This is a genomic window from Pseudomonas sp. F3-2 (assembly GCF_038804275.1).
Classification (GTDB): domain Bacteria; phylum Pseudomonadota; class Gammaproteobacteria; order Pseudomonadales; family Pseudomonadaceae; genus Aquipseudomonas.
In genome coordinates this window covers 4,453,223-4,480,070 of the sequence record NZ_CP152388.1, presented here as the reverse complement: position 1 = coordinate 4,480,070, position 26,848 = coordinate 4,453,223, and the positions used below count along the sequence as shown (strand labels likewise).

Sequence of the window (26,848 nt, the reverse complement as noted above, 5' to 3'; positions counted from 1 at the left end):
TTACATCAGTGGCCCCAGCCGACGATGCCCTTGGTTTCCAGAAACGCTTCCAGTCCCCATTCGGCATATTCGCGGCCGTTGCCCGACTGCTTGTACCCGCCGAACGGCGCCGCCGGGTCCCACGCGGGATAGTTGACGTAGACGCTTCCGGCACGCAGCTGCAGGGCGATGTCCCGCGCACGCTGCAGATCGGACGATTGCACGTAGGCGGCGAGGCCGAACACGCTGTCGTTGGCCAGCTGCACCGCGTGCGCGTCATTTTCGTACGGCTGAATCACCAGCACTGGACCGAAAATCTCGTCCCGTGCAATGGTCATCTCCGGGCTGACATGAGCGAAAATCGTCGGCTGCACGTAGTAACCCGTCGGCAGATGCGCCGGCCGTCCCGTGCCTCCGCACACCAGTTGTGCGCCTTCATCGATGCCAATGGCAATCATCCGCTGGATCGCGTCGAACTGCCGTTCGCTGATCACCGGACCCATCGTCGTGTGTGCCGCGGCAGGTGCGCCGGGCCGTTGAGCGAGGGCGGCGCGTCGAGCGATTTCCACCGCGCGATCATGCAGCGCGGCAGGCACCAGCATCCGGGTCGGTGCATTGCACGACTGGCCGCTGTTGCCGAAACAGCTGTTCACACCGGCAGTCACAGCCGCCTCCAGATCAACGTCATCGAGCAGAATGTTCGCCGACTTGCCGCCCAGTTCCTGATGCACGCGCTTGACGGTCGGCGCGGCCAGGCGTGCGATCTCGACACCGGCGCGGGTCGATCCGGTGAACGAGACCATGTCCACCTGCGGATGCGCTGCCAGCGCCGCGCCCACGCTCGGGCCGTCGCCATTGATCAGGTTGAATACGCCGGGCGGCACGCCAGCATCGTGCAGCACTTCGGCGAACAGCAGCGCGTTGATCGGTGCAATCTCGCTCGGCTTGAGCACCATCGTGCAGCCAGCGGCAAGGGCCGGCGCCACTTTGCAGACGATCTGGTTGATCGGCCAGTTCCAGGGCGTGATCAACGCCACCACACCCACGGCCTCCTGATTGATCAGCGTCGTGCCTCGGGTCTTCTGGAATTCGAACGTGTCGAGGGTGCGCAGCAGCTGTTCCAGGTGGAATTTGCCGATGCCGGCCTGCCAGTCGTGGGACAGCGACGTGGGCGCGCCGACTTCGCGAACGATGGCTTCGGCGATTTCGTCGTAACGTGCCATGAACCCGTCAAGGATGCGTTGCAGCAACTGTTTGCGCTCCCCGGGCGTCGTCCGCGCAAAGGCTGGAAAGGCGCGCCGCGCCGCTGCCACGGCGTCTTCGACATCGGCCAGATTGCCCATGGCGATCTCGCAGAATGGCTGTTCGGTCGCGGGGTCGATCACCGGCAGGCGGGTGCTGCCATGGGGTTCGACCCAGCGGCCATCGATATAAAATTTCAGGGCGTTATCCATATCAGCAACGGTCTCTTCGAAGAGGGGAAACGAGGGTGTGTGGCAGGGCAAACGAGGGTCGCGAGCCGGACACATTGGCTGGCAAGAGTAGGCTCGGTTTTTTTTCACCGACAATTTACTAATAGTTGAATTGAGCATAATCTCAGGTCATGTCTAATTTACGTCGCAAGCTCCCCAGCTCCAGTTCCCTGTTCGTCTTCGAAGCGGCCGCGCGATGTGGCAGTTTCACGCGGGCGGCCGATGAACTGTGTGTCAGTCAACCGGCCGTCAGCCGCATGTTGTCGCGCCTGGAAGAGCACCTGGGCGTACAGCTGTTCGAACGCGTCCGGGGCGGCGCCCGACTGACCGACAGCGGCAGCATTTTGTATCGTCGGGTGCAGGAAGGCTTCAGCACCATCGAGTCGGCGATCAGTGAAATCGAAGCGCGCGCCACAGGCATCGAGACCGTGACGCTGTCGGTGTCCACTGCGTTCACCACGCATTGGCTGATGCCGCGCATGCGCCGCTTCAATGAACGGTTTCCCACGGTCGACATGCGCTATCAACTGATGTCGGGAAGGATCGGCGGGCCGTTGGTGGATGTCGATCTGGGGATGCGCTATCTGGAGTCCGGCAGCCTGAAAGCCGCGGATTCACTGGTGATGCCGGAGATTGTCCTGCCGGTGTGCAACCCTCAATACCTGGCCGACGTGGTACAGGGCAAGGGTCGCAAGCGGGTACCGGCACTCATCAGCATGGACAATCAGGATCGCAGCTGGGCAGCCGCTTTCGAGACCGCGGGCCGGCCGGACAACACCCTGGTGTTCTCGGATTACGCGGTCGTCGTGCAGGCCGCGTTACTGGGGCAGGGCATTGCGCTGGGCTGGTTGAACGTCGTGTCCAACTCGCTCTGCAAAGGCGAGCTGGTCCCTGCCACGGATGCTGTCCGGGTCACGTCCCGACGCTGTTGTCTGGTGGTGCCGGGCAGTCGTCCAGTGCGTCCGGTGGTCGAACAGGTGCGCGACTGGATCATCGAAGAGATGCACGCCGATCTGCTCGCCATCGACGCGCTTTACCCGCATCTGGGTCTTGCCGCCGTCCTCAAGAACACCCCTTGAAACGCTCCTGAAAACCCGCTTGAGCACAGGTGCGGCACGTCGAGTGGAAAAACAGTAGGTTATGCCTTACGGGCAGGGCAAAACAGAATATTGCGCGAGAAGCGGGGCAGATAATGGGCCTGTCCAGCCCGTTTCACTCTCACGACCTTTCTTTCGGAGCGCCCTATGTCTTTCAAGCAGTTCAAAGCCCTGACGTTCGACGTCGTCGGTACCCTGATCGATTTCGAAGCCGGGATCCTCGCCCATGTGCGCGAAGTGTCCGGCGAAGCCGGTAAAGCCTGCAGCGACGATGACATCCTCAAGGCCTATCGCGAAGCGCGCGCCTCCACGGATTCGGGCTGGTGGCCGGACGATCTGGAGCGCTGCTACCACGTCATCGCCGCCAAGCTGGGGCTGCCGGACAACGATGACTACGCCAAAGGCCTGGCTCAGTCGGTGAAAAATTTCCCGGCCTTCCCGGACTCGGTCGAAGCCCTCAAGCGCCTGCGTAAACACTTCAAGCTGGTGGCCACCACCAACTCGCAGATCTGGGCACTCAACCACATGGCCGAGACGCTCGACCAGCCGTTCGACGTGCGCGTCACTGTCGACGATGTCCGTTTCGAAAAACCCGATCCGCAGTTCTTCGCCTACACACGCGGCGTGCTGGCCTCGACGCAGGGCATTGTCTTCGAAGAAATCCTCCACGTTGCGCAAAGCCAGTATCACGACATCGGCGTGGCCATGCGCCTGGGTTACCAGACCTGCTGGATCGAGCGGCGCTTCGCCCAGAAAGGCACCGGCGGCACGCTGGAATCCGAGCGTACCGAGCCGCACTACCATTTCACCTCGCTGGCGCAACTGGCCGACGCCGTGGAAAAAGAACTGGGTTGAACCCTGTCGGCGCTCGCGCCCGATCGCGAGCGCCATTCTTCCTGAGCCCAGAGGCTGGCATGACTGTTCAGAGCTTATGGGCGGCCACCGCCCAACCCGCACCGGCATTGCAATCGCTCGAAGGTGAGCGGCAGTGTGACGTGGTGATCATCGGCGCCGGTTACACCGGTCTCTCGGCAGCCCGCCACATCGCCGACAGTGGCCGCGAGCCGCTGATCGTCGACGCCAACACGCTCGCCTGGGGCGCCAGCGGGCGTAACGGCGGGGTGGTTTCGCCAAAATTCCGCGTAGGCTTTTCGGCCCTGATGGCGCGTTACAATCGCGACACCGCCTTGCACATGTACCGCACCGGTTACGCCGCCGTGGACAGCCTGGTGGAAACCGTTGAAACCCTGGGGCTGACCGATGCCAGCCTGCACATGGGCGGGCACATCGCCGCTGCGCACAACGTGCATGCACTGGCGGGCCTTGAAAGTACCGCCAACTGGATCAAGCGGGAAACCGGCGGCGCTTCATCGGTGATGATCCCGGCCGATCAGGTACGGGAAATGACCGGCTCGACGATTTTTGCCGGCGGTCTGCTGACCCCCAAGGCCGGCGGTATCCATCCTCTGAATTACGCCCGTGGCATCGCCCGGCACCTGACGGACCGCGGGGTGAAGATTTTCATCAACAGCGCGGCTCAGCGGGTGACTCGTGAAGGCGATCGGGTGATCGTGCAGACGCCGCAAGGCCGCGTCAGCGCGCGTCGGGTGATCTATGCCACCAACGGTTATTCGGATCAGACCCGCGTCACCGACAGCCTGCATCGTCGGCTGATTCCGTTTCGCAGCGCGATCATCGCCACCGAGCCGCTGCCTGCACACGTGCTTGCGACGCTGATGCCCGGCGGGCAGGTCTGTGGCGACACCAAACGCATGCTGCGCTGGTTCCGCGTGGTAGGTGACCGGCTGATCTTCGGCGGGCGCGGCGCGTTCGGTAAGAACGACTCACAAAGCGCGTTCGACGACCTGCAGCGCAGCATGGCGGTGGTGTTCCCGATTTTGCGCGATTACAAGGTCGCGTATCGCTGGTCGGGTCTGGTGGCGATGACCCTGGACTACCTTCCGCATGCCGGAAAACTCGACGAGCGCAGCTACTACGCCATCGGCTACAACGGCGGCGGGGTGGCGATGTCCACGTGGATGGGCAAGCAACTGTCGGCGATGACCGCCGGCGAAAACGTCGAGCTCGGCCTGCTGGCGGGCGACACGTTCAAACCCATTCCGCTGCATGCCTTCCGGGCGCCGGGCGTTCGCCTGGCGGCAGGCTGGCAGCAGTTTCTTGATGTCATCGGACGATGAGCGAGCACTCAGCACATGCCCCCGATTCTGCACTATTCACAGCCCCACACCGACCGCGATCTGCCTTGCGCCGCGTTCGCCCTGCAAGACGATCCGCTGGCGGCAGGGCGGGTGATCCATTTCCATGAGGCGCAGCAGGGATTCGTCACCGGCAGCAGCGTCAGTGTCGGTGCCAACCTGCTGATCGAGGATTTTCCCTGGGTTGAACTGGGGATCGTCGAGGCGGGCGAACTGAGGTTGCAAGGTGATGGATTTGACCTGCAACTGAGCGCCGGTGACTGCTTCGTTGTGCCGCGCGGCGTGCGGGTGCGGTGGCATCATCGCGGGCAGTTGCGGCGTCTGTTCATGGCCTTTCCTGGACTGCAGGCGTGTTCCGACATGCCCGCCATGCCGATCAAAATCGATCTGGGACGAACGCTTGCACCGAGCACTCCGCCCGCGGCCAGCGTGCTGTTGACGCCGGCCCCCAGGGCCTGGAGTGAGACGTTGTTCAGCGTGGCCAATCTGCGCATTGGTCTGTGGCAGTGCGAGGGCTATGCCCGCAAGCAGGTTGAGCCGAGCTACAGCGAGCTGATGTTTATTCTCGACGGGGCGGTGACGCTGACCGCGCAAGGCGGTGACCGTCATTGCGTGCGTGCCGGGGAAACCGTTGTGGTCCCTAAAGGTGCGACCAATGCGTGGGTCAGCGAGGAGACCGTGCGCAAGGTGTTTTGCATTCTGGCGTGAAGGGCGGCCGATCAGGCATGGACCTTCGTCACCCATGGGGCTTACGGCGGGAGCGATTCGTTTCGCGTCGGGTGGGTACAACCGTAGAGGGTCAAGGCCTTGATCATGCTTCGCGAATGAATGTACGCCCGCTACAGCGTCAGGCAGAACCCAAAGAAAAAGGGCCAATCCAGGCCCTTTTCTGCTAAATCCAAAACTTCAAACCGCCCGCACAAGGCTCCTCAACGGCACCGTGCTCTTGACCACTGGTGACTTGATCACGATGTAGCTGAAGTACTTCTCGATGCCGATATTCTTGTCCAGGATCGATTCCATCAGTTCCTGATAATGCGCGATGCTGCTGCACAGGAAGCGCACCAGATAGTCATAGCCGCCGCTGATCAGATGGCATTCGAGCACTTCGTCGATGTTGCGGATGCTCGATTCGAATTTCACGAAGTCGGTGCGTTTGTGATCCGACAATGTCACTTCGGTGAAGACCGTCACGGAGTTGGCGAACTTGGCCAGGTTCACGTGTGCCTCGTACCCGCTGATGTAGCCCGCAGCTTCAAGTCGCTTGACCCGCTGCAGGCAAGGGCTGGGTGACAGACCCACGGCTTCGGCGAGGCTGACGTTGGTCATGCGCCCGTCTTTCTGCAGTTGAACCAGGATGTTGATGTCGATACGGTCCAGCTTCGTTGCAGCGTCCATTGATCAGTCCTCGCAATGTCATATCCGGGCTGTCGGTCTCAGGCGTGCAATGCCTTTTGATGGGCATGGGCCAGGTCGGCAAGACTGGCGTATTCACAGCGCTTGCCGTCCATTGCCTGAGGCGAATGGTTCCACGGCCGGTCATGGCCGCGGCGGAGTGTGCAGACCGGAAAGTCCACCCGGTCGGTCCACGGGTCGTCACTCTCGGTACTGCGCACCGGTAACAGCTCTGATCGTTCCAGACCCAGACGGTGCAGGGCGTTGGCGAGGCTGGCATGCCAGTCGTCTGCGCCCGGCTCGATGATCGCGTCGAACTCGATGGGCAGACGCCTGCTCAGCGCCGTCGCATCGATCCCCTGGGGTGGGGCGATCAGTATCAGTCGGTAAAACTTGCTCAGGTACTGAAGCGCACCTGGAGCGTCTTCGAAAATCGGCCACTGCGCCGAAGAGCTACTAAACGCAACACTTTCGTCCCAGCCGGGAATGATTTGCAATTGTTGCGCCACACGTTGGTAAAGCTGGCCATGGAATGCCGTAGCACTGACCTGAACCGGCGCTGCAGCCAGCTCCTGCGCCACATGTCGATAAGCGCTGAGCAATTGCGCGTCACTGGTGAGCGCCTCGCTTTGCACTGCCAGCGGTCGCAGCCCTTCAAGGATGCCCCGTTCGCGGTCAACCACAGTGGCGATGGACAGCCCGAGCGCTTTGTACTGGGTGACTCTCATGTTTTGCTCCTGAACAGCGCTGACGGATCCCTGTGATGCAGCGTGAGCCCGAGCCTGCCAATGCAGGTCGGGCCGTGGGTGTTGCCGTGTATTCAGCAGGCCGCAGCCAATGCCTTGTCGAGCATCTGCAAGGCCTCTGCCACTTGCGCCGGCGTGGCCACCAGCGGTGCCAGGAAGCGCACCACGTTGCGATGCACGCCGCACTTGATCACCAGCAGACCGGCATTGCGCGCCTCATCGATGACCTTCTGCGCAAGGGCTGCATCCGGGCTCTGGCGAGCGTCGTCGGCCACCATTTCGATCGCCAGCATGAAGCCCAGACCGCGCACGTCGCCGATGCGTGGATAGCGCTTTTGCAGCGCCTGCAAGCCTTCGCGCAGCTGCGTGGCAAGTGTTTCACCCTGGCTCAGCAGATCCTGCTTTTCGAACAGATCAAGGACCGCCAGCGCCGCAGCACAAGCGACTGCATTGCCGCCGTATGTGCCGCCGAGACCGCCGGGTGTCGGGGCGTCCATGATGTCGGCGCGACCGACCACGCCTGACAGCGGCATCCCGCCGGCGAGGCTCTTGGCCACGGTCACCAGGTCCGGCTGAATGTCGGCGTGCTGGAAGCCGAACATTTTGCCGGTGCGACCGAAGCCTGCCTGTATCTCATCCAGAATCAACACGATGCCGTGCTGGGTGCAGCGTTCACGCAGGGCCTGCAGGAAGGCTTTGGGTGCTGCAAGGAAACCGCCATCGCCCTGCACCGGTTCGATGATGATCGCAGCCACGCGATCGGGCGCGACGTCAGTGGCGAACAGCTCATCGAGTTCGGCCAGCGCATCGTCACTGCTCACCCCACGATAGGCGTTGGGGTAAGTGGCGTGGTAGATCTCGGCGGGGAAGGGGCCGAAGTTCTGTTTGTAGGGCTGGCTCATGCCGGTCAGCGTCACGCCCAGCAGGGTGCGACCGTGGAAGCCGCCGCGAAAGGAGATGACGGCCGTGCGGTTGGTGTAGCCGCGGGCAATCTTGATGGCGTTCTCGACCGCTTCCGCCCCGGAGGTGAACAGCACGCTTTTGTAATGCGCGTCACCGCCGATCATCGCGTTCAGCCGCGCCGCGACCTGAATATAGTTTTCGTACGCAACGACCTGAAAGCTGGCGTGGGAGATTTCACCGACCTGACGGCGCACCGCTTCGACCACGTCAGGATGGTTGTGGCCGACATTGAGCACGCCGATCCCGCCCACGAAATCCAGATAACGCTTGCCGTCGACATCCCACAGCTCGGCACCGTCGGCGCGCGCAGCGACCACCGGGTGAGCGGTGGCGATACCGCGCGGCACGTGTTGTTCGCGCAGGGCCAGCAAGCGCTGGTTTTCAGTCAGTGCAGAATTCATCTCGATCTCCGTGATTGCCAATAGGGCGGGTGATGCCATCAGCATAAGGACTGCCCGGAATCACAAGCGCTGAACTTGGGCTGGCCAGCGCTGTGATCGACTGTTTTGAGGGGGTGTTTCGGAATATTTCGCTGCGGGGTGTTTGTGGTAAGGCTCACACCCTTTGAGGCTGCCTGAAACTGTTGTAGGAGTGAGCGCGCTCGCGATGGGGTGTGTCAGATGAAAAGTGGACATCAGGCACACCCAATCGCGAGCAAGCTCACTCCTACAGGGATTTGCGGCGCTGCAATCACGGAATCTGCAGGAGCGCGCTTGCCCGCGAAGACCGGATTCCAGACGTTACATCTCTACGGCATGCACCGGCCTCTTCCCGGCTAAAGCCAGTCCTACAGACGTTGCGCAATTTCGTAGGACCGGCTTCAGCCGGGAAGGCGTAGGGTGTTACGCCGTTGATCGAAGGGGCCTTGAAAGCAGCCGGCTCACTCCACAGGTCTAGCCGCAGGTTCAACTCGTCGATCAAACCCCGGCGCGAGGTACGACGATGGTGTCTTCAGGATGCAGGCGCATCAGCATGGGCGAGCCGATGGGCGGCAGGCTCAGATTGCCCTCATGGTGGCTCGGCTGGCGCAGGCTGACGGTCGGGCCGCCTTCGAGGTCGACGAACACTTTTAGGCTCTCGCCCTGAAAGACGATGTCGGAAACCCGGCCTCTCAGACGGTTCCACTCAGGCCCGGAGCTTGCGTTGTCCAGCAGCAGCTTTTCCGATTGCAGGGCCAGGAAGACATCACCCGAAGCAGGCACCGGCCGCGTGGTGCGCAGCGTGGTCGCGCCCAGGGTCAGGCCGTTGTCGGCGCCACGTTGCAGCGGCACCAGCGTGCTTTCGCCAATGAAGCTTGCGACGAAATCGTTGGCCGGATGATCGTGCAGGCGACGGGGCGTATCGACTTGCACCAGCTGACCGCCGCGCATGATCGCAATCCGGTCGCTCATGGTCAGGGCTTCGCGCTGATCGTGAGTGACGTAAATCATCGTCGCCCCCAACCGCTTGTGCAGCGCGCGCAATTCGATCTGCATGATCTCGCGCAGCTGTTTGTCCAGCGCCGAGAGCGGCTCGTCCATCAGGATCAGCTTGGGCTCGAACACGATTGCCCGCGCCAGTGCGACCCGTTGCCGTTGCCCGCCCGACAGCGCCGCGATGTTGCGATCCTCATAACCGGACAGCTCAACCGTCGCCAGTGCGCTTTTTACGCGGTCGCGACTCTTGGCTGCACTTTCCCCGCGTGCGCGCAGCGGAAAGGCAACGTTTTCGCCCACGGTCATGTGTGGAAACAGCGCGTAGTTCTGAAACACCACACCGATTTCGCGCTTGTGCGGCGGCATCAGCGTGACGTCCCGCTCGCCGAAGAAAATGCTGCCGGAGCTGACCCGGATGAAGCCGCCGAGGATGCTCAGCAAGGTGGTCTTGCCTGACCCCGAAGGGCCGAGCAAGGACATGAACTCCCCAGCCTCGACCTTGAGGTCGACGTTGTTCAGCGCTTTGAGGCTGCCGTAGTGCTTGCACACCTTGTTGACGCTGACCGATTCAAAACCTTCAGTGAAATTCATGGAGCGTCCTCTTTGCAGAAGGGGTTGGCCCGAAAGATCTGCATGTCATCTGAACACAGGCGCAGGCCCGGTTCGTGCCGTTTTGGGCCGCCGGAAAAACACGATCTGCTGTCCGGCGGCGGGGGCGAAGCAGTAAACGCAGGGTGGGCTCAGTTGAGCCCGCCGATGTGCCAGGCCTTCACTTCCAGAAATTCATCGAGCCCGTATTTGGAGCCTTCGCGCCCCGTGCCCGATTGCTTCATGCCCCCGAACGGCGCGACTTCCATGGAAATGATTCCGGTGTTCAGGCCCACCATGCCGAACTCCAGGCGCTCGCCCACGCGCCAGGCGCGCCGCATGTCCTGCGTGAAGTAATAAGCACCCAGCCCGTAAGGCGTGGCGTTGGCCAGCGCCAGCGCCTGGGCTTCATCCTTGAAGCGGAAGAGCGGGGCGACCGGGCCGAAGGTTTCCTCGCTGGCCAGCAGCATGTCGGCACTGGCATCGCGCAGCACGGTCGGCTGGACGTACAGGCCGTCGCCTTGCGGCGCGCCGCCGACGACGATACTCGCGCCTTTCTCCAGCGCGTCGTCGATGTGGCGGGCGACTTTATCCACTGCCGCGGCGTTGATCAGCGGGCCGATGGTGACGCCGTTCTGCAGACCGTCACCGACTTTCAGCTCGGCCACCGCAGCGCTGAGGCGCTCGGCGAAACGGTCATAGATGCCATCCTGCACCAGGATGCGGTTGGCACAGACGCAGGTCTGTCCGGCGTTGCGGAATTTGCTCTGCATGACGCCTGCAATGGCCAGGTCCAGATCGGCATCGTCGAACACAATGAAGGGCGCGTTGCCGCCCAGCTCAAGGCTCAGGCGCTTGATGGTGGCGGCACACTGGCTCATCAGCAGTTGACCCACGCGAGTCGATCCGGTGAATGACAACTTGCGCACCGCAGGGTTGGCGGTCATCTCGCCGCCCACGCCGGCCGGCAGACCGGTGAGCACGTTGAAGACACCGGCCGGAATGCCTGCGCGCTCGGCCAGGACGGCAAGGGCGAGCGCGGACAGCGGCGTCATTTCCGACGGCTTGACCAGCACCGGGCAACCCGCCGCCAATGCCGGGGCGCATTTGCGGGTGATCATGGCGTTGGGGAAGTTCCACGGCGTGATCGCGGCGACCACGCCAATCGGCTGCTTCAGCACCAGGATGCGACGGTCAGCGGTGGGCGCTGGAATCGTGTCGCCGTAGATACGCCGCGCTTCTTCGGCAAACCATTTGACGAAGCTGGCGCCATAGGCAATCTCGCCACGGGATTCGGCCAGCGGCTTGCCCTGTTCGGCGGTCATGATCAGGGCCAGGTCTTCCTGGTTGTCCATGATCAGCTTGAACCACACCTCAAGGTAACGCGCACGCTCTGCGGCGGGCACCTCGCGCCAACTGGCGAAGCGAGCCTCGGCGGCCTCGATGGCGCGGCGAGTCTCCTGTGCCTGCAAGGCGGGAACGCGTGCGATGACACTGCCGTCCGCCGGGTTGGTCACATCGAGGGTCGCGCCGTCATCGGCTTCGATCCACGCGCCATTGACGTAGGCACGTTCGACGAGAAGGGAAGGGTCACGCAGCTGGTTTTTCAACATGATCAGGGCCTTGAGGGTACGAAGGATGGACTCATTGTAAAAACCCGCGCCCAGCGGCCGATGCCGAGATCAAGGGTTGGGCGGGTGATTGATGCTGAATTGCGAGGATTGACGGCAGGCTGTGCTGGGGTGTTTTTGATCGTCCCCACGCTCTGCGTGGGATGCTTCCCCGGACGCTCCGCGTCCCCGGCGTGACGCGGAGCGTCACGGGCGGCATTCCCACGCGGAGCGTGGGAACGATCAGAGGTAAAGCCAGCCAATCACCCCTGCTTGTTGCGCCCTGCAATCACCACCAGGATCAGCGATGCCAGAATCAGGATTGATCGTCCCCACGCTCTGCGTGGGGACGCTTCCCCGGACGCTCCGCGTCCCCGGCTTGACGCGGAGCGTCAGGCGGCATCCTCACGCGGAGCGTGGGAACGATCAGAGGTAAAGCCAGCCAATCAACCCTGCTTGTTGCGCCCTGCAATCACCACCAGGATCAGCGATGCCAGAATCAGGATGGAGCTGATGGCAGCGATCGTCGGGTCGATTTCGTCGCGCAGGGCAGTGAACATGCGCTTGGTCAGGGTCTGGTTATCGCCACCGGAAATGAACAGCGCGACCACCGTCTCATCCAGCGACGTGATGAACGCGAACAGGGTGGCCGACACCACACTGGGCTTGATCTGCGGGAGCGTCACGGCCATGAACGCGCGAAAGCGGTTCATCCCGAGACTGCGCGCGACCATCTCCTGAGACATGTCGAAATTACGCAGCCCGGCCAGTAACGCGATGATCACGTACGGCAGCGCCAGCATGATGTGCGCCAGCACAAGACCGGTCATCGTGCTGATCAGGCCGACCCGCGCATAGACGAAAAACACCCCGGCGGCGATCAGGATGATCGGCACCATCATCGGCAACAGCAGAACGATCTGCAGCGTGCGCACCACCTTCAGGCTCGAATTATTGATCGCGTAGGCGGCGGCCATGCCGATCGGCAGGCTGATCACCATGGTGAAGAACGCAGTGATCAGGCTGACCTTGGCCGCCGACATCCACTCCACGCTGTTGAAGAACGCCTCGTACCAGTGAAACGACCACTGCTTGGGCGGGAACTGCAGAAAGCGCGCTTCGGAGAACGACATCGGCACCACGATCAGCACCGGGATGATCAGGTACAGCAGAATCGCCGCCACCAGCAGCGTGAACAGCACGCGGGACAGACGCAGGTGGCGCAGGTTGGCAAGCAGGTTCATCAGCGTGCTCCCAGAATGCGTTCGATGGGGATAAAGCGATTGATGCCCCAGAAAATCAGGAACACCACGAACAACAGCACCAGACCGACCGCACTGGCCGCGCCCCAGGCGTGATAGAGCTCGACGTTGCGTTGCACCAGCATCGATACCAGGATCGTGCGCCCGCCACCCAGCAATTCAGGGGTGATGAAAAAGCCCAGGCAGATCACGAACACCAGAATGGAACCGGCCATGATGCCCGGCGCAGCCATCGGCAGGAACACGCGGCGGAAGGTATAAAACGGCTTGGCGCCCAGGCTTTCCGAGGCCTGCATCAGATCCTGCGGGATCTTTTTCATCACCGAATACAGCGGCAGTACCATGAACGGCAGCATCACATGCAACGTGCCGATCACGGTGCCGGTGGTGTTGTGCATCAGGTTCAGCGGCTGGTCGATGATGCCCAGGTCCATCAGCGTCTGATTGACCAGACCACGACGTTGCAGCAGCACCAGCCAGGCGTAAGAACGCACCAGCACGCTGGTCCAGAACGGCAGGATCACGCAGATCAGTACCAGATTGGCCCAGAACCCGTGCAGCCGCGACGCCGCGTAAGCGATGGGAAAGCCCATGACGATCGACAGGATCGTCACCAGAAAACTGATCTTGAACGTCAGGGCGAAGGTGTCCCAATAAATGGACTCTTGAAAGATGCGTAGGTAGTTGGCCAGTGAAAAGCCGTCTTCGGTCTGCACCGACTGAAACGCCAGCCAGCACAGCGGCATGATCAGCAGCACCACCACCATCACCAGCGCCGGGGCGAGCAGCAACAGCATCGAGGCATGCTCCTTGCGCTCCTCGCGCACCAATGCCTGTTCATTGGTCATCGGTGGCGGATACTGATCGCTGGAGTCGGGCAGGGATTTGGCGAGATAAGCGTTGGACATTGGAGCCTCCCATTACTTTTTCTGAACGAAGGACAGCCAGCGCTCTTCGGCTTTGACGCCCGCATCCGAAGCCCACCATTGCGCGGACAACAGGGCCTGACGCGAAATATTCTGCGGCGAAGATGGCAGACGGGCTTCACGTTCGGCAGGAATCACGCCGGTCTTGAACGCCTCCGGATTGAGCGGGCCGTAATCGATGATCATCGGCAGCGCGGCCTGCAACTTCGCATCGATGGCTTCGTTGACGAACTTCATGGCGGCGTCCTTGTGCGGGGTGCCCTTGAGCACGCACAGCGAATTGGTTTCCAGCACGCCCTGGTTGTAATCGAAAGCGACCGGCGCGCCTGCCGCCTGCACCGCGCTGATGCGGCCGTTCCACGCCTGAATCATGTCGACTTCGCCGTCGCTGATCAGCTGCGCCGACTGACCGCCGGAGGTCCACCAGGTGGCGATGTCCGGTTTGATCTGCTCAAGCTTCTTGAAGGCGCGGTCGACGTCCAGCGGGTACAGCTTGTCTGCCGGCACACCGTCGGCGAGCAGCGCGATTTCCAGCGTTGGGCGCGGCAGATTACGCAGCGAGCGCTGGCCGGGATACTTTTTGGTGTCCCAGAAATCCGCCCAGGTCTTCGGCACGTGGTCGCCTTTGAACGCGTCGGTGCGGTAAGCCAGCACGGTGGAGTAACTGATGTAGCCGACGCTGTAGTCATCTTTCAATTCTGCGGGCAATTGCGCGGCATTGGGCACCAGCGCCGGATCGAGCTTCTCGAACAGGCCTTCCTGCTGACCACGCACGCAGTCGCCGGTCGGCAGGTCCACCACATCCCAGGTGACCTTGCCGCTTTCCACCTGGGTCTTGATGATCGGATAGGCCTTGGGCGAGCTGTCCTGTTTGAGCGTCAGCCCCAGTTTTTTCGCCGCCGGTTCCAGGATCGCCTTGCTCTGCGCTTCCTGATAAGCCCCTCCCTGAGACACGAACGTGATGTCCTCGGCGAAGGCCTGTTGGGTGCCACCGATCAAAAGCGCCAGACTCGCCAGCTTCAAAGCGTTGCAGGGTTTGCTCATGAAAAGACTCCGGATGGTGGGCAGATTTATCAAGCGAGCTGGAGGTTTTGTTGTCGGTCGCTCTGCGGGACCATGCAGCCCTAATGTACTGTCTTGTCCATGAATGAAGCGGGCATAAATGCCCCGTCGAAAAGTGCTTTATTGCGAATTAGTGAACGCGAACGGCATCTCCTGCGTTTCGCTCAGCCGCCGATTCGTGACCCGCGCAATCGGCTTTCGCGCGCGGCGCCTGAACCAAAACTGAACAGCTTTCTCGATGGGACAAGAAAACCTTTGGTTACCTGAACTTATCTGCCTTTTCCCCCTCTCATGCCGGTAGCCATTGATCGCGGCGGCCTGATAAGCTCGCGGCTTTACTCGTTTGCCCTATTGGCGCATGAACAAGGAAACAGGATGAAACAGCATCGGTTGGCAGCGGCGATTGCCCTGGTCGGTCTGGTACTCGCGGGCTGCGACAAGCAAGCCAGCACCGTTGAGCTGAAAACCCCGGCACAAAAAGCCTCTTATGGCATCGGCCTGAACATGGGCAAAAGCCTGGCTCAGGAAGGTATGGACGATCTGGATTCCAAAGCCGTAGCGCTGGGTATCGAAGACGCCGTCGGCAAGAAAGAGCAGAAACTCAAAGACGAAGAGCTGGTAGCGGCCTTCGGCGAACTGCAGAAGCGCGCTGAAGAGCGCATGGCCAAGATGAGCGAAGAGTCGGCCGCGGCCGGCAAGAAGTTCCTCGAAGAAAACGGCAAGCGCAAGGAAGTCACCACCACCGCTTCCGGCCTGCAGTACGAAATCATCAAGAAAGCCGACGGCCCTGTGCCCAAGCCGACTGATGTCGTGACCGTTCACTACGAAGGCAAGCTGACTGACGGCAAGGTGTTCGACAGTTCGGTCGAGCGCGGCAGCCCGATCGATCTGCCGGTCAGCGGCGTGATTCCAGGTTGGGTTGAAGGTCTGCAGCTGATGCACGTCGGCGAGAAGATCAAGCTCTACATCCCGAGCGAACTGGCTTACGGCGCGCAGAGCCCAAGCCCGATGATTCCAGCCAACTCGGTGCTGGTATTCGACCTCGAACTGCTGGGCATCAAGGACCCTGCTGCTGCAGGCGCCAATGACCCTGCCGCAGGCGCGGACGAAGAAGAGACTGCACCGGCAGATGAACCTGCCAAGCCAGCAGCCAAGAAGTAATCGACACCTCGATTGCCGCTTGAACAAATGCCCCGTCCAGACGGGGCATTTTTGTTTTTGCCGAAAAAGATCGAACCTGACCGGGTGAGGGCAGTCCCAATACCGTCAGCGAATAGGCGAAAGCGGGGATTTGTCGGGGCTTCGAACACGCTTGATCTTGCCTGCGGCTAGCCCCCTGAAGCGCCTGAGTCAACGATTATTTGCGTTTATGTGTGTGAGTAAAAAACGCGCGATTTAAGCCAGAGCCCTATAAAACGGGCGTTTCAGCGCCGAAACCGGGCTCTGTTCACAAGGTTATCCACAATTTGTGTGGATAACCTTGTGTGCCTGTCAGCGAGTGCCCGACAAGCAGGGCGTTTCATCAGAAGCGGTTGACCGATTGGTCGATTTTTATCGATATCGCTGGAGTGAACATGAAAGCACCCTGGAATCTGATTCGTTACCTGCCAATGGCCAAAAGGCTCATGGCGGCAGGCCGGTTGCCGGCATTGCTGTTCGCGGTCGCCGGCAAGGCTGCCAGCGAAGGGAATCGGTTAGGCAAGCTCAAGGAGGATCTGAAGCTGCTCCAGGCACTGTGCCTGGCGTACTGGCGCGGGGAATACCGGGCGATCAGCGGCAAGGCGATTCTGTCGGTGGTCGCCGGGCTCATGTATTTCCTCAGCCCGCTGGATGCCATTCCGGACTGGATACCGGGACTCGGCATGCTTGATGACATCGCCGTGCTTGCCTGGGTGATGAAAAACCTGGAAGCGGAGCTTAGCGCGTTTCGTGCCTGGCGCGACCGGCAGACCCCGGAAAAACTGGCGGTGGTGGAGCGCTTGCCTGCCACGCCAAAAATGCTCGAGCAGGAAAAGAAGGACTGAAGCTGTTCTGAGTCGCGAGGAGAGGGCGATGCCATCGGTGTCGCCGCCCTCGCTGGAAATCCCGCCTGATTGCGGCAGATGGCCGTCATTCCCTTGAAAAACGTCGCTCCTGAGAAAACTGTGTCGACTGAGCGTACGCAAGCGGGGGCTTTGCGCTGTTAAGATGCCCCTCATACGAAGAAAAAGACTACGCGAAGCATCTTTTTGTCCTACAGGGGGTGGTATGGATCTTCAGGTTATTTCTCGCGAGGGAGAGCCAGAGTACGCGGTGTTGCCGTGGGCGCAGTATCAGGCGCTGTTGAAGGCCGCCGGGATATCCGACGCACCGCAGGCGCCGTCGGCTGCTCAGCCTGGCGGTCCGGCCGCTTCCGATGACCTTCCTCCGTTCGATCAGGTGGGTGTGCTGCGCCAGGCCAAAGGTCTGGAACTGGCTCGGCTGGCCCGGGCAGTGGGCATCAGCCCGTCCTACCTGGAGTTGATTGAAAACGGCAGCCGCGAGCCTGACGCTGCGATCCGACGAAGCCTGGCGTGGGAGCTGGGGGTGTCGGGTTGGCGGGGTGAATCATGAGCGTGCGCATCAGCCGTCAGCACTGGGAGGGGCTGATCGCCGAGCTCGACCTGGCGCGTCGGCAACGGCATCTGGTGACCTACCGGGCACTGTTGGAACGGCTGCAATTGCCTAGCCCGGCGATGCAGACGCTGACGGCCGCGCTCGAACATCTGGCGGCGCTGGACGCCCGCGCCGAACAACCGCTGCGCAGCTCGCTGGTGATCAGCCAGGGCGCCAGCCGCCTGCCACGCACCGGTTTCTTCGAATGCGCCGAACGCCTGGGCCGCTTTTCAGGCCCCTCCGACGGCGTCGCAGCCGCCTCTTGGCACGCTGCTGAAGTCGTGCGCGTTTTCGAATTCGGCTATCCGGAACCGGCAAAACCCGAGCCGTAAAAAGCGCGCCATATGCCATTCGGGTGGAAAGTAAGCTGGGCTCACGCACGCTGATTTCTAGACGCTGCATCTGCGCAGCATTAACCAGCCTCTTCCCGGCTAAAGCCGGTCCTACAAACGCCGCGAGTTTTTCGTAGGACCGGCTTCAGCCGGGAAGGCGTCGGGTGTTGCGGGTTCTCCCATACTGTCGGCGCGTATTTCGCCTTTATCGTGACCAGGCGCTCATTCGGGCGGTTGCGATCAGCTTGCGGAAATCGCCTGGTTCAACGCTGCCATGACGTCGGCCTCAAGGGTGTCGATGACGTGGATGCTGGCGCCGATGACGTCCTTGGCGTGGTGTTTGGCCTGTGAAGCCAGTTCCGCCAGTTGGCTGGCGTCGAGGGTGCTGCAGACCTGCGCGTGCAGGTGCACGACCCCGATCGACAGCGACAGCAGCGCAAATTCCTGGCGCTGGCCCTGACGGTTGAGGGCGATGAAACAGCCCGCTTCCAGATGCTCGGCGCGATAGAAGCGCCGACACTGATTCTGGAAATCCTCGAGCAACAGGTTCAGCCGTTTGCGCCAGTCTTCCGAGCTCAGCACCATCAGGAAATCATCGCCACCAATGTGCCCGACGAAGTCCCGGCTCGGGTCGATACGGTCGTTCAGGCACTGCGCCAGGCACAGCAGAACTTCGTCCCCGCGCCCATAACCGTAGAGGTCGTTGAAGGGTTTGAAGCTGTCGATGTCCACGTAGCAGATCATCGACTCGCGGCCTTGTTGCAGCAGACGGGTCAGGCACTGCTGGATCGGGACGTTACCGGGCAGCAGGGTCAGCGGATTGGCGTAGCGCGCCTGCTGAATCTTGAGTTCGGTGATCAGCTTGAGCACATCGATCACCCGACCCAATCCCAGATAGACGCCGTTGTGCATGATGATGAAGTCTTCTTCGATCCGCTGTCGGGCGCGGCTGGTGATCAGCCGACTGACCTGCTGCAGCGACTGACTCAGCTCCACGGCGAGGAAGTCATCGCTCATCAGCCGGCTGATGGGTTTGCGCGCATACAGCTCGGTGGCGAATGGCTGCAACAGCACGTCCGATAGCGAATGACGATGCACGATGCCGATTGGTTGTTGCTGTTCGTCCAGCACGGCCAGCGAGTTCAGATTGGCCTGTTTGCGGAAAGCTTCCAGCACCGTGGCGGTCGGGGTGGTCTGGATCACTGCGGGCAGTTCGTTGAGCAGCGCAGTGAGGTCGCTGCCTTCTTCCGTGAGCGTTGCCGCCGCGGGATCGATCTTTGGCAGCAGGGCGCGCGCGTCGCGGGGCGGCGTCTCCTGCGGGCGACACAACAGATACCCCTGAACCAGCTCGACGCCCATGTCGATCAACACCGACAGCTCCTCCTGCAGCTCAATACCTTCAGCGATCACCAGCGCCCTTGAGGCCTTCGCGATCTGGAGCATGGAGCCGACGAACTCACGCTTGACCGCGTCCTGATGAATGCCATCGATGAAGTGCCGGTCGATCTTCACGTAATCCGGTCGCAGCTCCGACCACAGACGAAGGCTGGAATAGCCGGCGCCTAGATCGTCCAGCGCGATGGAAAAGCCCATGTCGCGATAGTGATGAAGCGCGTTGTAAAGCAGGCCGAAATCATCCGTGGGCGTCTGTTCGGTGAGTTCGATCACCACCTGATTCGGCGGAATGCCGTAGCGCTGCAGCAACTGCAGCGTCCGGCCGGGCGGGTGCGAGGCTTCAAGCAGCGACTCGGGCGAGATGTTCAGGAACAGCTTTCCCTCGAGTTTCTGCTGGCTGAAGCGCCGACATGCCGATTCACGACAGGCCAGTTCCAGTTCGCTCAGGCGGCCGGCCTGTCGCGCCACGGCGAACAGGCTGACAGGGGAGTGCAGCGCGCTGTTGGATGGGCCGCGGGTCAGGGCTTCGTAGCCCAGGATACGGCGATCCGATAGCGACACAATCGGTTGGAACAGGCTGTGCAAGTCGCTGTGAGTCAAAATTGAACTCAGTGCGCTCAGCTGTTCAGTCACAGTCATGGCAATCTCGGGGCAAGAAAAAGGGGCTTGGCACTGTGGCGCCAAGCCCCGCTATTTCACGACAGATTCATGACCATTTGATGACGATTTGCCATCATCTATCGTCTTTCATGTCCAGTCAGCGCTGCGCAGACCCGTAGGAGTGAGCTTGCTCGCGATCGCTGTCTGCCTGGCACACGTGCATCGGCTGACACACCGCCATCGCGGGCAAGCGCGCTCCTGCGAAGAGCGCGTCAGCCCTGACGATTCACTTCTTTGCCACAGAACCGCTCAAGCCCAGGTAGTCGATGAGGATCCGTCCGGTTTCGGAGAGGTACGCGTCGTCTTCCGGTTTGGTCTTGTCGTCGTCCACCGGCAGCGCATCTTCGTCTTCCTTCTTCAATTCCTTGAGCGGCTCTTCGCCCTTGGCCTTGCGACGGGTGTTTTCCATCACCAGCTGCTTGTTCTCGACATCGGCGTGCTCGCTGCGACGCTCGGCCTCGTTCAGGCTGACGGTCTTCTCGCTCATCAATTGCTTGGCCAGCGCCAGCTTCTGCTCGACGAACACGAATTCGGCGTCTTTGGCCGAACGCACGTCGTGGCGCGACTGCAGCTGTGCCAGGAACGGCTTGAACGGGTCCACTGCCGGCTTGATCGCAGGCTTGATGGTGTCGTAGGTCATCGCCTCAGGCAGCGCGCTTTCGCCGATTTCCTTGGTGTCGATGATCGACGGGTAAGCGATGTCAGGCAGCACGCCCTGGTGCTGGGTGCTCTGACCCGAGACACGGTAGAACTTGGCCAGCGTCAGTTTCAGCTCGCCGTGGTTCAGCGGCTGAATCGTCTGCACGGTGCCTTTGCCGAAGGTCTGGCCACCGATGATCAATGCGCGGTGATAGTCCTGCATGGCGCCGGCGAAAATCTCCGAAGCCGAGGCGGACAGGCGATTGACCAACAGCGCCATCGGCCCTTTGTAGAACGCGCCGCTGTTTTCGTCTTCCAGCACGTCGACCTTGCCGTCGGCGTTGCGTACGAGCACCGTCGGGCCTTTGTCGATGAACAGGCTGGTCAGTTCGGTCGCTTCCTGCAACGAGCCGCCACCGTTATTGCGCAGGTCGATGACCACGCCGTCGACTTTCTCGGACTGCAATTCAGTCAGCAGCTTCTTCACGTCGCGCGTGGTGCTCTTGTACTCGGGATCGCCGGCACGATAGGCCTTGAAGTCGAGGTAGAAAGCGGGGATTTCGATCACGCCCAGTTTGTAGTCCTTGCCGTCCTGATTCAGGTGCAGCACGGACTTCTTGGCGGCCTGTTCTTCAAGCTTCACCGCCTCGCGGGTGATCGACACGATCTTGGTGGTCTGATCGTTCGGCGCGTTGCTGGCCGGGATGATTTCCAGGCGCACCACCGAGCCCTTCGGACCACGGATCAGCTTGACCACTTCGTCCAGGCGCCAGCCGATCACGTCGACCATTTCTTTGTCGCCCTGGGCTACGCCGATGATCTTGTCGGCGGTCGCCACTTGCTTGGTCTTGGCGGCAGGGCCGGCCGGCACCAGGCGCACGATCTTGACGTTGTCGTTGTCGCTCTGCAGGACCGCACCGATGCCTTCCAGCGACAGACTCATGTTGATGTCGAAGTTTTCCGCACTGTCAGGTGACAGGTAGTTGGTGTGCGGATCGTAGGACATCGCGAAGGTGTTGAGGTACGCCTGGAAGATGTCCTCGCTGCGTGTCTGACCCAGACGCGCGAGCTGGTTCTTGTAGCGCTTGGTCAGGGTTTCCTGAATCTTGGCCGGGTCTTTACCGGCGATCTTCAGGCGCAACACCTCGTCCTTGACGCGCTTGCGCCACAGGTCGTCGAGTTCGGCTTCGTTCTTGGGCCAAGGCGCGTCCTTGCGATCCACCAGCAAGGTTTCCCTGGTGTTCAGATCGATCTTGTCGACGCCTTTGTCCAGCTGAGCCAGCGCGAAGTCCAGACGCGATTTGATTCGGTCCAGGTAGCGCTTGTAGATAGTGAATCCCGGATTCAGATCGCCGCTCTTGAGAAAGTCGTCGAACTGGAAGCGCCATTTGTCGAACTCGGCGATGTCGCTGGCTAGAAAGTAGCTGCGCGCAGGATCGAGGAGTTTGAGATAGCTCTGATAGATGATTTCCGAACGCTTGTCGTCCAGCGGCGGCTTGCTGTAGTGGTGGCGCTTGAGCAGCTCCACGACATTCAGGCTGGCGATGACTTCATCGCGATCAGGTTGAAGATTATCCCAGCTGTTGGCTGCGAAAGTGCTGGCCGACATGGGCAGTGCGGTCAGACCGAGGAGTAATGCAAGGGTAGTGCTGGGCAAAAATTGCTTCATGCTGATTCGACGCGGGGACAATTGATAACGCATAGTAGGCCGTCTTTGAGGTCGCCGGTTCCGCCCCGGACAGAGGGGAACCCGGTCGCATAATGCAAGAAAGCCCGAGTGCCAGGAGGCACATCGGACTCAGTCCAGACTCACTATGGAGGCACCGTGAAAGCATTGCAAGGCGTTGAAGGTCATGTGGAATGGGTTGAACAGCCATCACCGACGCTCGATGTAGGGCAAGTTCGCATCAGGGTCGCGGCGGCGGGGCTCAACCGAGCCGATTTGTTGCAGCGTGCGGGGCTGTATCCGCCACCGCCCGGCGTCACGGAAATCCTTGGCATGGAGTGCTCCGGCGTCATTGCCGAAGTGGGTTCCGGTACCTCCTGGTCGGTCGGAGACCGCGTTTGTGCGCTGGTTGCGGGCGGGGCGATGGCTGAAGAAGTGGTCGTCGACGCACGGCATGTTTTACCGGTACCAGAGGGTGTGTCGCTGCACGAAGCGGCGGGCATTCCGGAAGTTTATGCGACGGCCTGGCTGAACCTGTTCCAGCTGGCGGGTCTGAAGCCCGGCGAAAAAGTGTTGTTGCATGCCGGAGCAAGTGGAGTTGGTTCAGCTGCCATTCAGCTGTGCAAGGCGTTCGGCAACCCTTGCTGGGTGAGTGTCGGTTCGGCGGACCGTCTGAAATATTGCGAAGACCTCGGCGCGCAGGGTGGCGTGGTTCGTACCGAGAGCCTGGATGGCCTGAGCGACTTCGCGCCGTTCAACGTCGTCCTCGACCCGGTCGGCGCCAACTATGCCGCGCTGAATCTCAGGGTGCTGGGCACCGACGGGCGTCTGGTGCTGATCGGTCTGATGGGGGGCCGCAAGGCAGAACTGGATTTCGCCCAAGTGCTGGGCAAACGCATCCAGATTCTCGGCTCGACCCTGCGCAGCCGCGACGATCAGTTCAAGGCCGACCTGCTCGCCGATCTGGGCCAGCACGTCTGGCCGCTGTTCACCGAGGGCCGGCTCAAGCCGCAACTGGCTCGCAGTTTCCCGATCAGCGAGGCCGAAGAAGCCTACGCCGAGCTGGCCACCAATCAGGTCTCGGGCAAGGTGGTGCTAGTGATCGACGAGGCGCTGGTGTGATCACCATCACCCACTGGACACAGGGCTGATTGACACGCCGCCGGATCCGACCGGCGGTGACCGGAACTGTCATTTCTGACAGTAGCCAAGCCTGCTGTAATGGTTCTCAATGAAGACCTGTTGCGCTGTCGAAGCCGCTGTGCCGGCCGACAGCGTTTCCACGGACAGGGATGGGAACCACATGACCAAGGATCGGACAGCTACGTCCTCGTGGCGAAACGGTGACACCGCACATTTCAGTCTGATGGTGCCGCAGGTTCCGGCGATCATCGATCCCAATGATCCGCAGGGCCTGGTGCTCACTGGAACGCAACTCGATGACCTTGTTGTTCTGATCCCGCTTTGGCCCAGTTACGCGGGGCAGGATGAGTGGGACACCGTGACGCTGTTCTGGAGCGGTGCTGCCTCCGGCGATCCCGTGGCGACCCAACGATTCGATGGGCCGGTGGATACGGCGCTGTTTCCATTCGCCATGGCGGTGGACAAGAATCTCCTGCAGCCTGACGGTGTGTATGAGGTCTGGTATGTGGTTACCGGTAGTAATAATGCCAGCGTGTCTTCCGAGCGCCGCACCGTCACGATCGACACCCGTCCTCCCAGTTACGATCAGCAGTTGCTTGCGCTGTTGCTGCCTGCCGATCTGCCCGGTGGCGTCATCGATGAAGCGTATCTGACCAATCACAACGATGAGGTCGAACTGAGGCTGCCCAGTCCTGTGTACCTGGATGCTGAAGCCGGTGACACCGTCGATCTCTACTGGTCGCAGGACAACCCGCCCACCTCTGATGTTGTGGCCAGCAAGACAGTGACGCAGGCTGAAATAGGTGCCGGCGACATTCGTATCGTGCTACCTGGCAGCGTCATCCGTGCACCTGACCGGGACGGAGATTTCTACGCGACCTACAAGGTGCGCGACCGTGCCGGTAACGAAACCCAGACTTTTTCCCGCGAGACCGCCGCAACGGTAACGCTCAAGCCTTTGCCGGGGGGCGATCTGCCTGAGCCTCGGTTCCCGGATGCCACGCTCTACGGTTACATCCATTGCGCGCACGAGCCCTGGAACGGCATCCGGGTAAGGATCGAGTTCGTGCGTAATCTGTTTGAGTACCAGGACAAGATCACGCTGCACTGGCAGGGCTATCGCACGTTAAATGGCAATGACCCCATTGCCGGAACCGAGGGGACTTTTTCCCGCGAGATCAGTGCGCAGAACGTCATAGACGATTATCTGGACATCCTCGTGGAGCCTTTCATCCCGTACATCGAACCCATCATCGAGGGCTCCGCCGTGGCGAGTTATCGCCTGACGAAAGTGGGCGGCCAGTCGGGCGGTTCCTACGAGGGACTGGTGAAGATCAATCGGCAATTGCCGGGCGGTGAGATCTGCGGGCCCGTTGCGCCACTGCCACCACGCGTTACGTCTCCTGGGAGCGGATGCGAATTTTGTCGTAGGAGCTGTAGTTTTCTCGCGCGCCTGTTTCGAGCGTGGGGGCGTGGCAGTAGATAGATCCACAAGCAGGGAATCAGGACTCGCCGGGCTCGAGCGGCGAGCGTCAACTCAAGGAGAAATGGCATGAGCAGCAAATCATCGAAAAAGTTCGACCTTCTCAGGTACGCATTGGCAGGCGCTATCAGCCGGGAGAAAAAACGCCTGACATTGCAGGCAGCGGAAGACTGTATCGTGACGTTGACAGCGCCGCAGCCACCGGACTGGTGGAATGGCGATGTGCAGTTCGCCGGGCTGGTTCCCAGGGCGGACCAGGAAAAGGACATGAAGATCAAGATTGACCTATGGCCTGAGTATGCCAATCCGGGTGAAGAAGACACCTTGCAGTTTCAATGGAGGCCTGCGGGCTCCGGTGACTGGCAGAACGCGCAAGACCCCATTGCGGTTCCGGGCGACGGCCACCCGGGAGACTTTCCGATTGAATTGGAGCTGGCGAAATCCAACTTTGCTGAGGAAGGGCAGTTCGAGCTGAGGTATTCGGTAACCTTGATTTTTAATGCGACGACGACGTGCTCTGAGGTCTCGACCTTTTTCATAGACAAGACCCCGCCTAATGACAATCAGTCACCCGATAAACTCACTTTTTCCGATGTCTCGATCGATTCGGACGGTATCACCGCCGAATACCTGGCCGCCCATAACGGGGTGGAAATCATTGTTGCGTCCTATACCGACAAACAGCCGGGTGACTCTCTGGAACTGTATGTGCATAACGAGGACACGACGCCGACGGACCCCGTGTTCACCGGCGAGCTGGGTCCCAGCGAGCCAGATGGCACCGTGAAGATGCAAGTGCCTCCAGAAGCCTTCAATAACCTGAAGGACGGGACGATTTTTCTGTACTGCCGGTTGGTTGACAAGCCTGGTAACCGTGGCAATACCTCGGACAGTGCGGAGACGGGGCTTTACATCAAGCCGCTGCCTGTCGCGCCGCTGGAAGCGCCGTTGGTGCCGCGCATTGACGACGACGGGGTTTTGAATCTGGATGACGTGCTGCTGGGGGACAACCTCGTCGAGATTCCCCTTTATGAGAATTGGCTGGAAGGGGATGAGCTCATCCTGACGTGGGGCACGTCCCCAATTCCGGTGGTCCATAAGATGACCAGCGCGCAGGACCCCATCGTCCTCAACGTCCCCTACACCACCATACTGGCGCCCGCCTATGGTGCAGGGCCTGGCGAGGTTGACACGCAGATCAAGTATTACGTCAGGCGCGGCATCCGGACGTTCGACTCGGCGGACACGAACATCGCCGTCGACTTTTTCGTGCCAGGCCCGGTCAACCCTGATCGACCCAAACCGGTCAACCCACTCCTGCCACGGGTCACGGTACGCGGTACCGGGCAGAACCCAGTGGATAACGTGCTGACCGCCGACGATGCAGACCTTCCAGTCGACGTGACGTTTGACCTGTACGACCCCATCGGAACCGGAGAGCGAATCATTCTCTATTGGCACTCGCTGGATCATCCCGTCGGGACTTTCAGCCCTGTGGCGGGCACGCCAGGCAGTCCATATACATTGAAGGTGCAGTGGGACGACATCAAGGACCTGCCCAGCAGTACCGAAGTGGCGGTGTTCTACACCCTGGGTCTTGTCGATGACAGCGGCAATGTCGAGTCGTGCGTTCCCACGCTGGTGGACGTGTCGGCGGCGCTGCCGATCATTCTGGCCGCGCCAGAGTTTCCGGATGCGGTCACGTTGCCCGGCGGTGGGCTTATCCTCAACTGCGACTCCTTCATTGGCGCCGACCAGCACGTGACGGTCAACGTGCCGGGCAACGCTCCACTGCTCAAGGGCGGGGAGACGCTGACATTCAGTTGGCAGCCCTATACCGACAGAGAGGGTACCGTGCCGGCAGGAGTCCCTATCGAGCGTGACAAGACGATCACAGCGGAAGAGGCGACCGAGGGGTTCGTTGAGCTATTCGAGCCGTTCGACACGCATGTGCTTCCTGCGGGCCGAAACGGTTCGGTGAAGCTGACGTACACCTCGGATACTGTTCCCCCGATGGAGGGGTCGTTGTTGATTCGCTGTTCGTCGGTGAATGCGGGAGGGACGTGCCCGCCGAACTCTATCCGCTCGGCGGGAGGTAAATGCCCGCCGACCTTCGTCCGCTCGGCCCGTCCTGTATTGGGCAAAATTTGAGGTAGCAAGGCGCT

22 protein-coding genes are annotated in these 26,848 nt (G+C 61.1%); 11 read left to right on the top strand and 11 right to left on the bottom strand.

Features of this window, described 5'->3' with window-relative positions; all coding sequences use genetic code 11:
- Positions 1-5: 5 nt before the first annotated feature.
- The gene (locus tag AAGQ88_RS20090) at positions 6-1,433 is read right to left on the bottom strand and encodes an aldehyde dehydrogenase family protein (protein WP_342653368.1); all 1,428 of its coding nucleotides are present in this window, start codon (positions 1,431-1,433) and stop codon (positions 6-8) included.
- 149 nt (positions 1,434-1,582) lie between these two features.
- On the opposite strand from AAGQ88_RS20090, the gene AAGQ88_RS20085 reads away from it, so the two are divergent.
- The 4 genes from AAGQ88_RS20085 to AAGQ88_RS20070 all read left to right on the top strand — a co-directional run bounded on the left by AAGQ88_RS20085 (position 1,583) and on the right by AAGQ88_RS20070 (position 5,472).
- A complete protein-coding gene (locus AAGQ88_RS20085) occupies positions 1,583-2,530 on the top strand; it encodes a LysR family transcriptional regulator (RefSeq protein ID WP_342653367.1) in 948 nt (315 codons plus the stop codon).
- Positions 2,531-2,695: 165 nt separating this feature from the next.
- Positions 2,696-3,403, top strand: coding sequence for an HAD-IA family hydrolase (locus tag AAGQ88_RS20080; protein ID WP_342653366.1), 708 nt, complete (start codon positions 2,696-2,698; stop codon positions 3,401-3,403).
- 59 nt (positions 3,404-3,462) lie between these two features.
- Positions 3,463-4,746, top strand: a complete 1,284-nt coding sequence (locus AAGQ88_RS20075; RefSeq protein ID WP_342653365.1) for an FAD-binding oxidoreductase — start codon at positions 3,463-3,465, stop codon at positions 4,744-4,746.
- Positions 4,747-4,761: 15 nt separating this feature from the next.
- A complete protein-coding gene (locus tag AAGQ88_RS20070) occupies positions 4,762-5,472 on the top strand; it encodes a cupin domain-containing protein (RefSeq protein WP_342653364.1) in 711 nt (236 codons plus the stop codon).
- A gap of 198 nt (positions 5,473-5,670) precedes the next feature.
- Here the strand turns inward: AAGQ88_RS20070 and AAGQ88_RS20065 are convergent, their stop codons facing one another.
- The 8 genes from AAGQ88_RS20065 to AAGQ88_RS20030 all read right to left on the bottom strand — a co-directional run bounded on the left by AAGQ88_RS20065 (position 5,671) and on the right by AAGQ88_RS20030 (position 14,713).
- Positions 5,671-6,162 carry a winged helix-turn-helix transcriptional regulator gene (locus AAGQ88_RS20065; protein ID WP_342653363.1) on the bottom strand — a complete coding sequence of 164 codons (492 nt, stop codon included), beginning with the start codon at positions 6,160-6,162 and terminating at the stop codon, positions 5,671-5,673.
- A 38-nt stretch (positions 6,163-6,200) separates the two neighbouring features.
- Complete coding sequence (locus AAGQ88_RS20060) at positions 6,201-6,887, bottom strand: hypothetical protein (RefSeq protein ID WP_285426698.1); 687 nt, start codon at positions 6,885-6,887, stop codon at positions 6,201-6,203.
- A gap of 92 nt (positions 6,888-6,979) precedes the next feature.
- Positions 6,980-8,269, bottom strand: a complete 1,290-nt coding sequence (gabT, locus tag AAGQ88_RS20055) for a 4-aminobutyrate--2-oxoglutarate transaminase (RefSeq protein ID WP_285426699.1) — start codon at positions 8,267-8,269, stop codon at positions 6,980-6,982.
- 516 nt (positions 8,270-8,785) lie between these two features.
- Positions 8,786-9,874 (bottom strand): ABC transporter ATP-binding protein, encoded by a 1,089-nt coding sequence (locus tag AAGQ88_RS20050; RefSeq protein WP_342653362.1) that lies wholly within the window; start codon positions 9,872-9,874, stop codon positions 8,786-8,788.
- 149 nt (positions 9,875-10,023) lie between these two features.
- A complete protein-coding gene (locus tag AAGQ88_RS20045; RefSeq protein ID WP_093463706.1) occupies positions 10,024-11,484 on the bottom strand; it encodes an NAD-dependent succinate-semialdehyde dehydrogenase in 1,461 nt (486 codons plus the stop codon).
- A 443-nt stretch (positions 11,485-11,927) separates the two neighbouring features.
- Positions 11,928-12,725 carry an ABC transporter permease gene (locus AAGQ88_RS20040; RefSeq protein ID WP_285426701.1) on the bottom strand — a complete coding sequence of 266 codons (798 nt, stop codon included), beginning with the start codon at positions 12,723-12,725 and terminating at the stop codon, positions 11,928-11,930.
- On the bottom strand, positions 12,725-13,651 hold the full coding sequence (locus AAGQ88_RS20035; RefSeq protein WP_285426702.1) for an ABC transporter permease: 927 nt from the start codon (positions 13,649-13,651) through the stop codon (positions 12,725-12,727). Before AAGQ88_RS20035 ends, AAGQ88_RS20040 begins: the two co-directional genes overlap by 1 nt.
- A 12-nt stretch (positions 13,652-13,663) precedes the next feature.
- Positions 13,664-14,713, bottom strand: coding sequence for an ABC transporter substrate-binding protein (locus AAGQ88_RS20030; protein ID WP_342653361.1), 1,050 nt, complete (start codon positions 14,711-14,713; stop codon positions 13,664-13,666).
- 393 nt (positions 14,714-15,106) lie between these two features.
- Here AAGQ88_RS20030 and AAGQ88_RS20025 point away from each other — a divergent pair, with 393 nt between their 5' ends.
- From AAGQ88_RS20025 to AAGQ88_RS20010, 4 genes are all read left to right on the top strand, one after another.
- Complete coding sequence (locus AAGQ88_RS20025) at positions 15,107-15,892, top strand: FKBP-type peptidyl-prolyl cis-trans isomerase (RefSeq protein WP_285426704.1); 786 nt, start codon at positions 15,107-15,109, stop codon at positions 15,890-15,892.
- Positions 15,893-16,305: 413 nt separating this feature from the next.
- Positions 16,306-16,755: a YkvA family protein gene (locus AAGQ88_RS20020; protein WP_285426705.1), complete on the top strand. Its 450-nt coding sequence runs from the start codon at positions 16,306-16,308 to the stop codon at positions 16,753-16,755.
- 223 nt (positions 16,756-16,978) lie between these two features.
- Complete coding sequence (locus tag AAGQ88_RS20015) at positions 16,979-17,323, top strand: helix-turn-helix transcriptional regulator (protein WP_342653360.1); 345 nt, start codon at positions 16,979-16,981, stop codon at positions 17,321-17,323.
- Positions 17,320-17,697 (top strand): hypothetical protein, encoded by a 378-nt coding sequence (locus tag AAGQ88_RS20010; RefSeq protein ID WP_285426707.1) that lies wholly within the window; start codon positions 17,320-17,322, stop codon positions 17,695-17,697. Before AAGQ88_RS20015 ends, AAGQ88_RS20010 begins: the two co-directional genes overlap by 4 nt.
- 240 nt (positions 17,698-17,937) lie before the next feature.
- Here the strand turns inward: AAGQ88_RS20010 and AAGQ88_RS20005 are convergent, their stop codons facing one another.
- On the bottom strand, positions 17,938-19,731 hold the full coding sequence (locus AAGQ88_RS20005; protein ID WP_285426708.1) for a bifunctional diguanylate cyclase/phosphodiesterase: 1,794 nt from the start codon (positions 19,729-19,731) through the stop codon (positions 17,938-17,940).
- Between the two features lie 247 nt (positions 19,732-19,978).
- A complete protein-coding gene (locus AAGQ88_RS20000) occupies positions 19,979-22,060 on the bottom strand; it encodes a carboxy terminal-processing peptidase (protein WP_342653359.1) in 2,082 nt (693 codons plus the stop codon).
- Between the two features lie 156 nt (positions 22,061-22,216).
- On the opposite strand from AAGQ88_RS20000, the gene AAGQ88_RS19995 reads away from it, so the two are divergent.
- From AAGQ88_RS19995 to AAGQ88_RS19985, 3 genes are all read left to right on the top strand, one after another.
- On the top strand, positions 22,217-23,179 hold the full coding sequence (locus AAGQ88_RS19995) for a zinc-binding dehydrogenase (RefSeq protein ID WP_342653358.1): 963 nt from the start codon (positions 22,217-22,219) through the stop codon (positions 23,177-23,179).
- 181 nt (positions 23,180-23,360) lie between these two features.
- A complete protein-coding gene (locus tag AAGQ88_RS19990) occupies positions 23,361-24,686 on the top strand; it encodes a hypothetical protein (RefSeq protein WP_342653357.1) in 1,326 nt (441 codons plus the stop codon).
- A gap of 66 nt (positions 24,687-24,752) precedes the next feature.
- On the top strand, positions 24,753-26,834 hold the full coding sequence (locus AAGQ88_RS19985; protein WP_342653356.1) for a hypothetical protein: 2,082 nt from the start codon (positions 24,753-24,755) through the stop codon (positions 26,832-26,834).
- The last annotated feature ends 14 nt before the right edge of the window (positions 26,835-26,848 follow it).

Excerpts from the sequence above, each read along its gene's own strand:
- AAGQ88_RS20005 (WP_285426708.1), bottom strand. The coding sequence starts at position 19,731 with ATGACTGTGACTGAACAGCTGAGCGCACTGAGTTCAATTTTGACTCAC.
- AAGQ88_RS20000 (WP_342653359.1), bottom strand. The coding sequence starts at position 22,060 with ATGAAGCAATTTTTGCCCAGCACTACCCTTGCATTACTCCTCGGTCTG.
- AAGQ88_RS20060 (WP_285426698.1), bottom strand. The coding sequence starts at position 6,887 with ATGAGAGTCACCCAGTACAAAGCGCTCGGGCTGTCCATCGCCACTGTG.
- gabT (WP_285426699.1), bottom strand. The coding sequence starts at position 8,269 with ATGAATTCTGCACTGACTGAAAACCAGCGCTTGCTGGCCCTGCGCGAA.
- AAGQ88_RS20040 (WP_285426701.1), bottom strand. The coding sequence starts at position 12,725 with ATGAACCTGCTTGCCAACCTGCGCCACCTGCGTCTGTCCCGCGTGCTG.
- AAGQ88_RS20015 (WP_342653360.1), top strand. The coding sequence starts at position 16,979 with ATGGATCTTCAGGTTATTTCTCGCGAGGGAGAGCCAGAGTACGCGGTG.
- AAGQ88_RS20090 (WP_342653368.1), bottom strand. The coding sequence starts at position 1,433 with ATGGATAACGCCCTGAAATTTTATATCGATGGCCGCTGGGTCGAACCC.
- AAGQ88_RS20035 (WP_285426702.1), bottom strand. The coding sequence starts at position 13,651 with ATGTCCAACGCTTATCTCGCCAAATCCCTGCCCGACTCCAGCGATCAG.
- AAGQ88_RS20080 (WP_342653366.1), top strand. The coding sequence starts at position 2,696 with ATGTCTTTCAAGCAGTTCAAAGCCCTGACGTTCGACGTCGTCGGTACC.
- AAGQ88_RS19985 (WP_342653356.1), top strand. The coding sequence starts at position 24,753 with ATGAGCAGCAAATCATCGAAAAAGTTCGACCTTCTCAGGTACGCATTG.
- AAGQ88_RS20020 (WP_285426705.1), top strand. The coding sequence starts at position 16,306 with ATGAAAGCACCCTGGAATCTGATTCGTTACCTGCCAATGGCCAAAAGG.
- AAGQ88_RS20030 (WP_342653361.1), bottom strand. The coding sequence starts at position 14,713 with ATGAGCAAACCCTGCAACGCTTTGAAGCTGGCGAGTCTGGCGCTTTTG.
- AAGQ88_RS19990 (WP_342653357.1), top strand. The coding sequence starts at position 23,361 with ATGACCAAGGATCGGACAGCTACGTCCTCGTGGCGAAACGGTGACACC.
- AAGQ88_RS20045 (WP_093463706.1), bottom strand. The coding sequence starts at position 11,484 with ATGTTGAAAAACCAGCTGCGTGACCCTTCCCTTCTCGTCGAACGTGCC.
- AAGQ88_RS20085 (WP_342653367.1), top strand. The coding sequence starts at position 1,583 with ATGTCTAATTTACGTCGCAAGCTCCCCAGCTCCAGTTCCCTGTTCGTC.
- AAGQ88_RS20010 (WP_285426707.1), top strand. The coding sequence starts at position 17,320 with ATGAGCGTGCGCATCAGCCGTCAGCACTGGGAGGGGCTGATCGCCGAG.
- AAGQ88_RS20075 (WP_342653365.1), top strand. The coding sequence starts at position 3,463 with ATGACTGTTCAGAGCTTATGGGCGGCCACCGCCCAACCCGCACCGGCA.
- AAGQ88_RS20025 (WP_285426704.1), top strand. The coding sequence starts at position 15,107 with ATGAAACAGCATCGGTTGGCAGCGGCGATTGCCCTGGTCGGTCTGGTA.
- AAGQ88_RS20070 (WP_342653364.1), top strand. The coding sequence starts at position 4,762 with ATGCCCCCGATTCTGCACTATTCACAGCCCCACACCGACCGCGATCTG.
- AAGQ88_RS20050 (WP_342653362.1), bottom strand. The coding sequence starts at position 9,874 with ATGAATTTCACTGAAGGTTTTGAATCGGTCAGCGTCAACAAGGTGTGC.
- AAGQ88_RS20065 (WP_342653363.1), bottom strand. The coding sequence starts at position 6,162 with ATGGACGCTGCAACGAAGCTGGACCGTATCGACATCAACATCCTGGTT.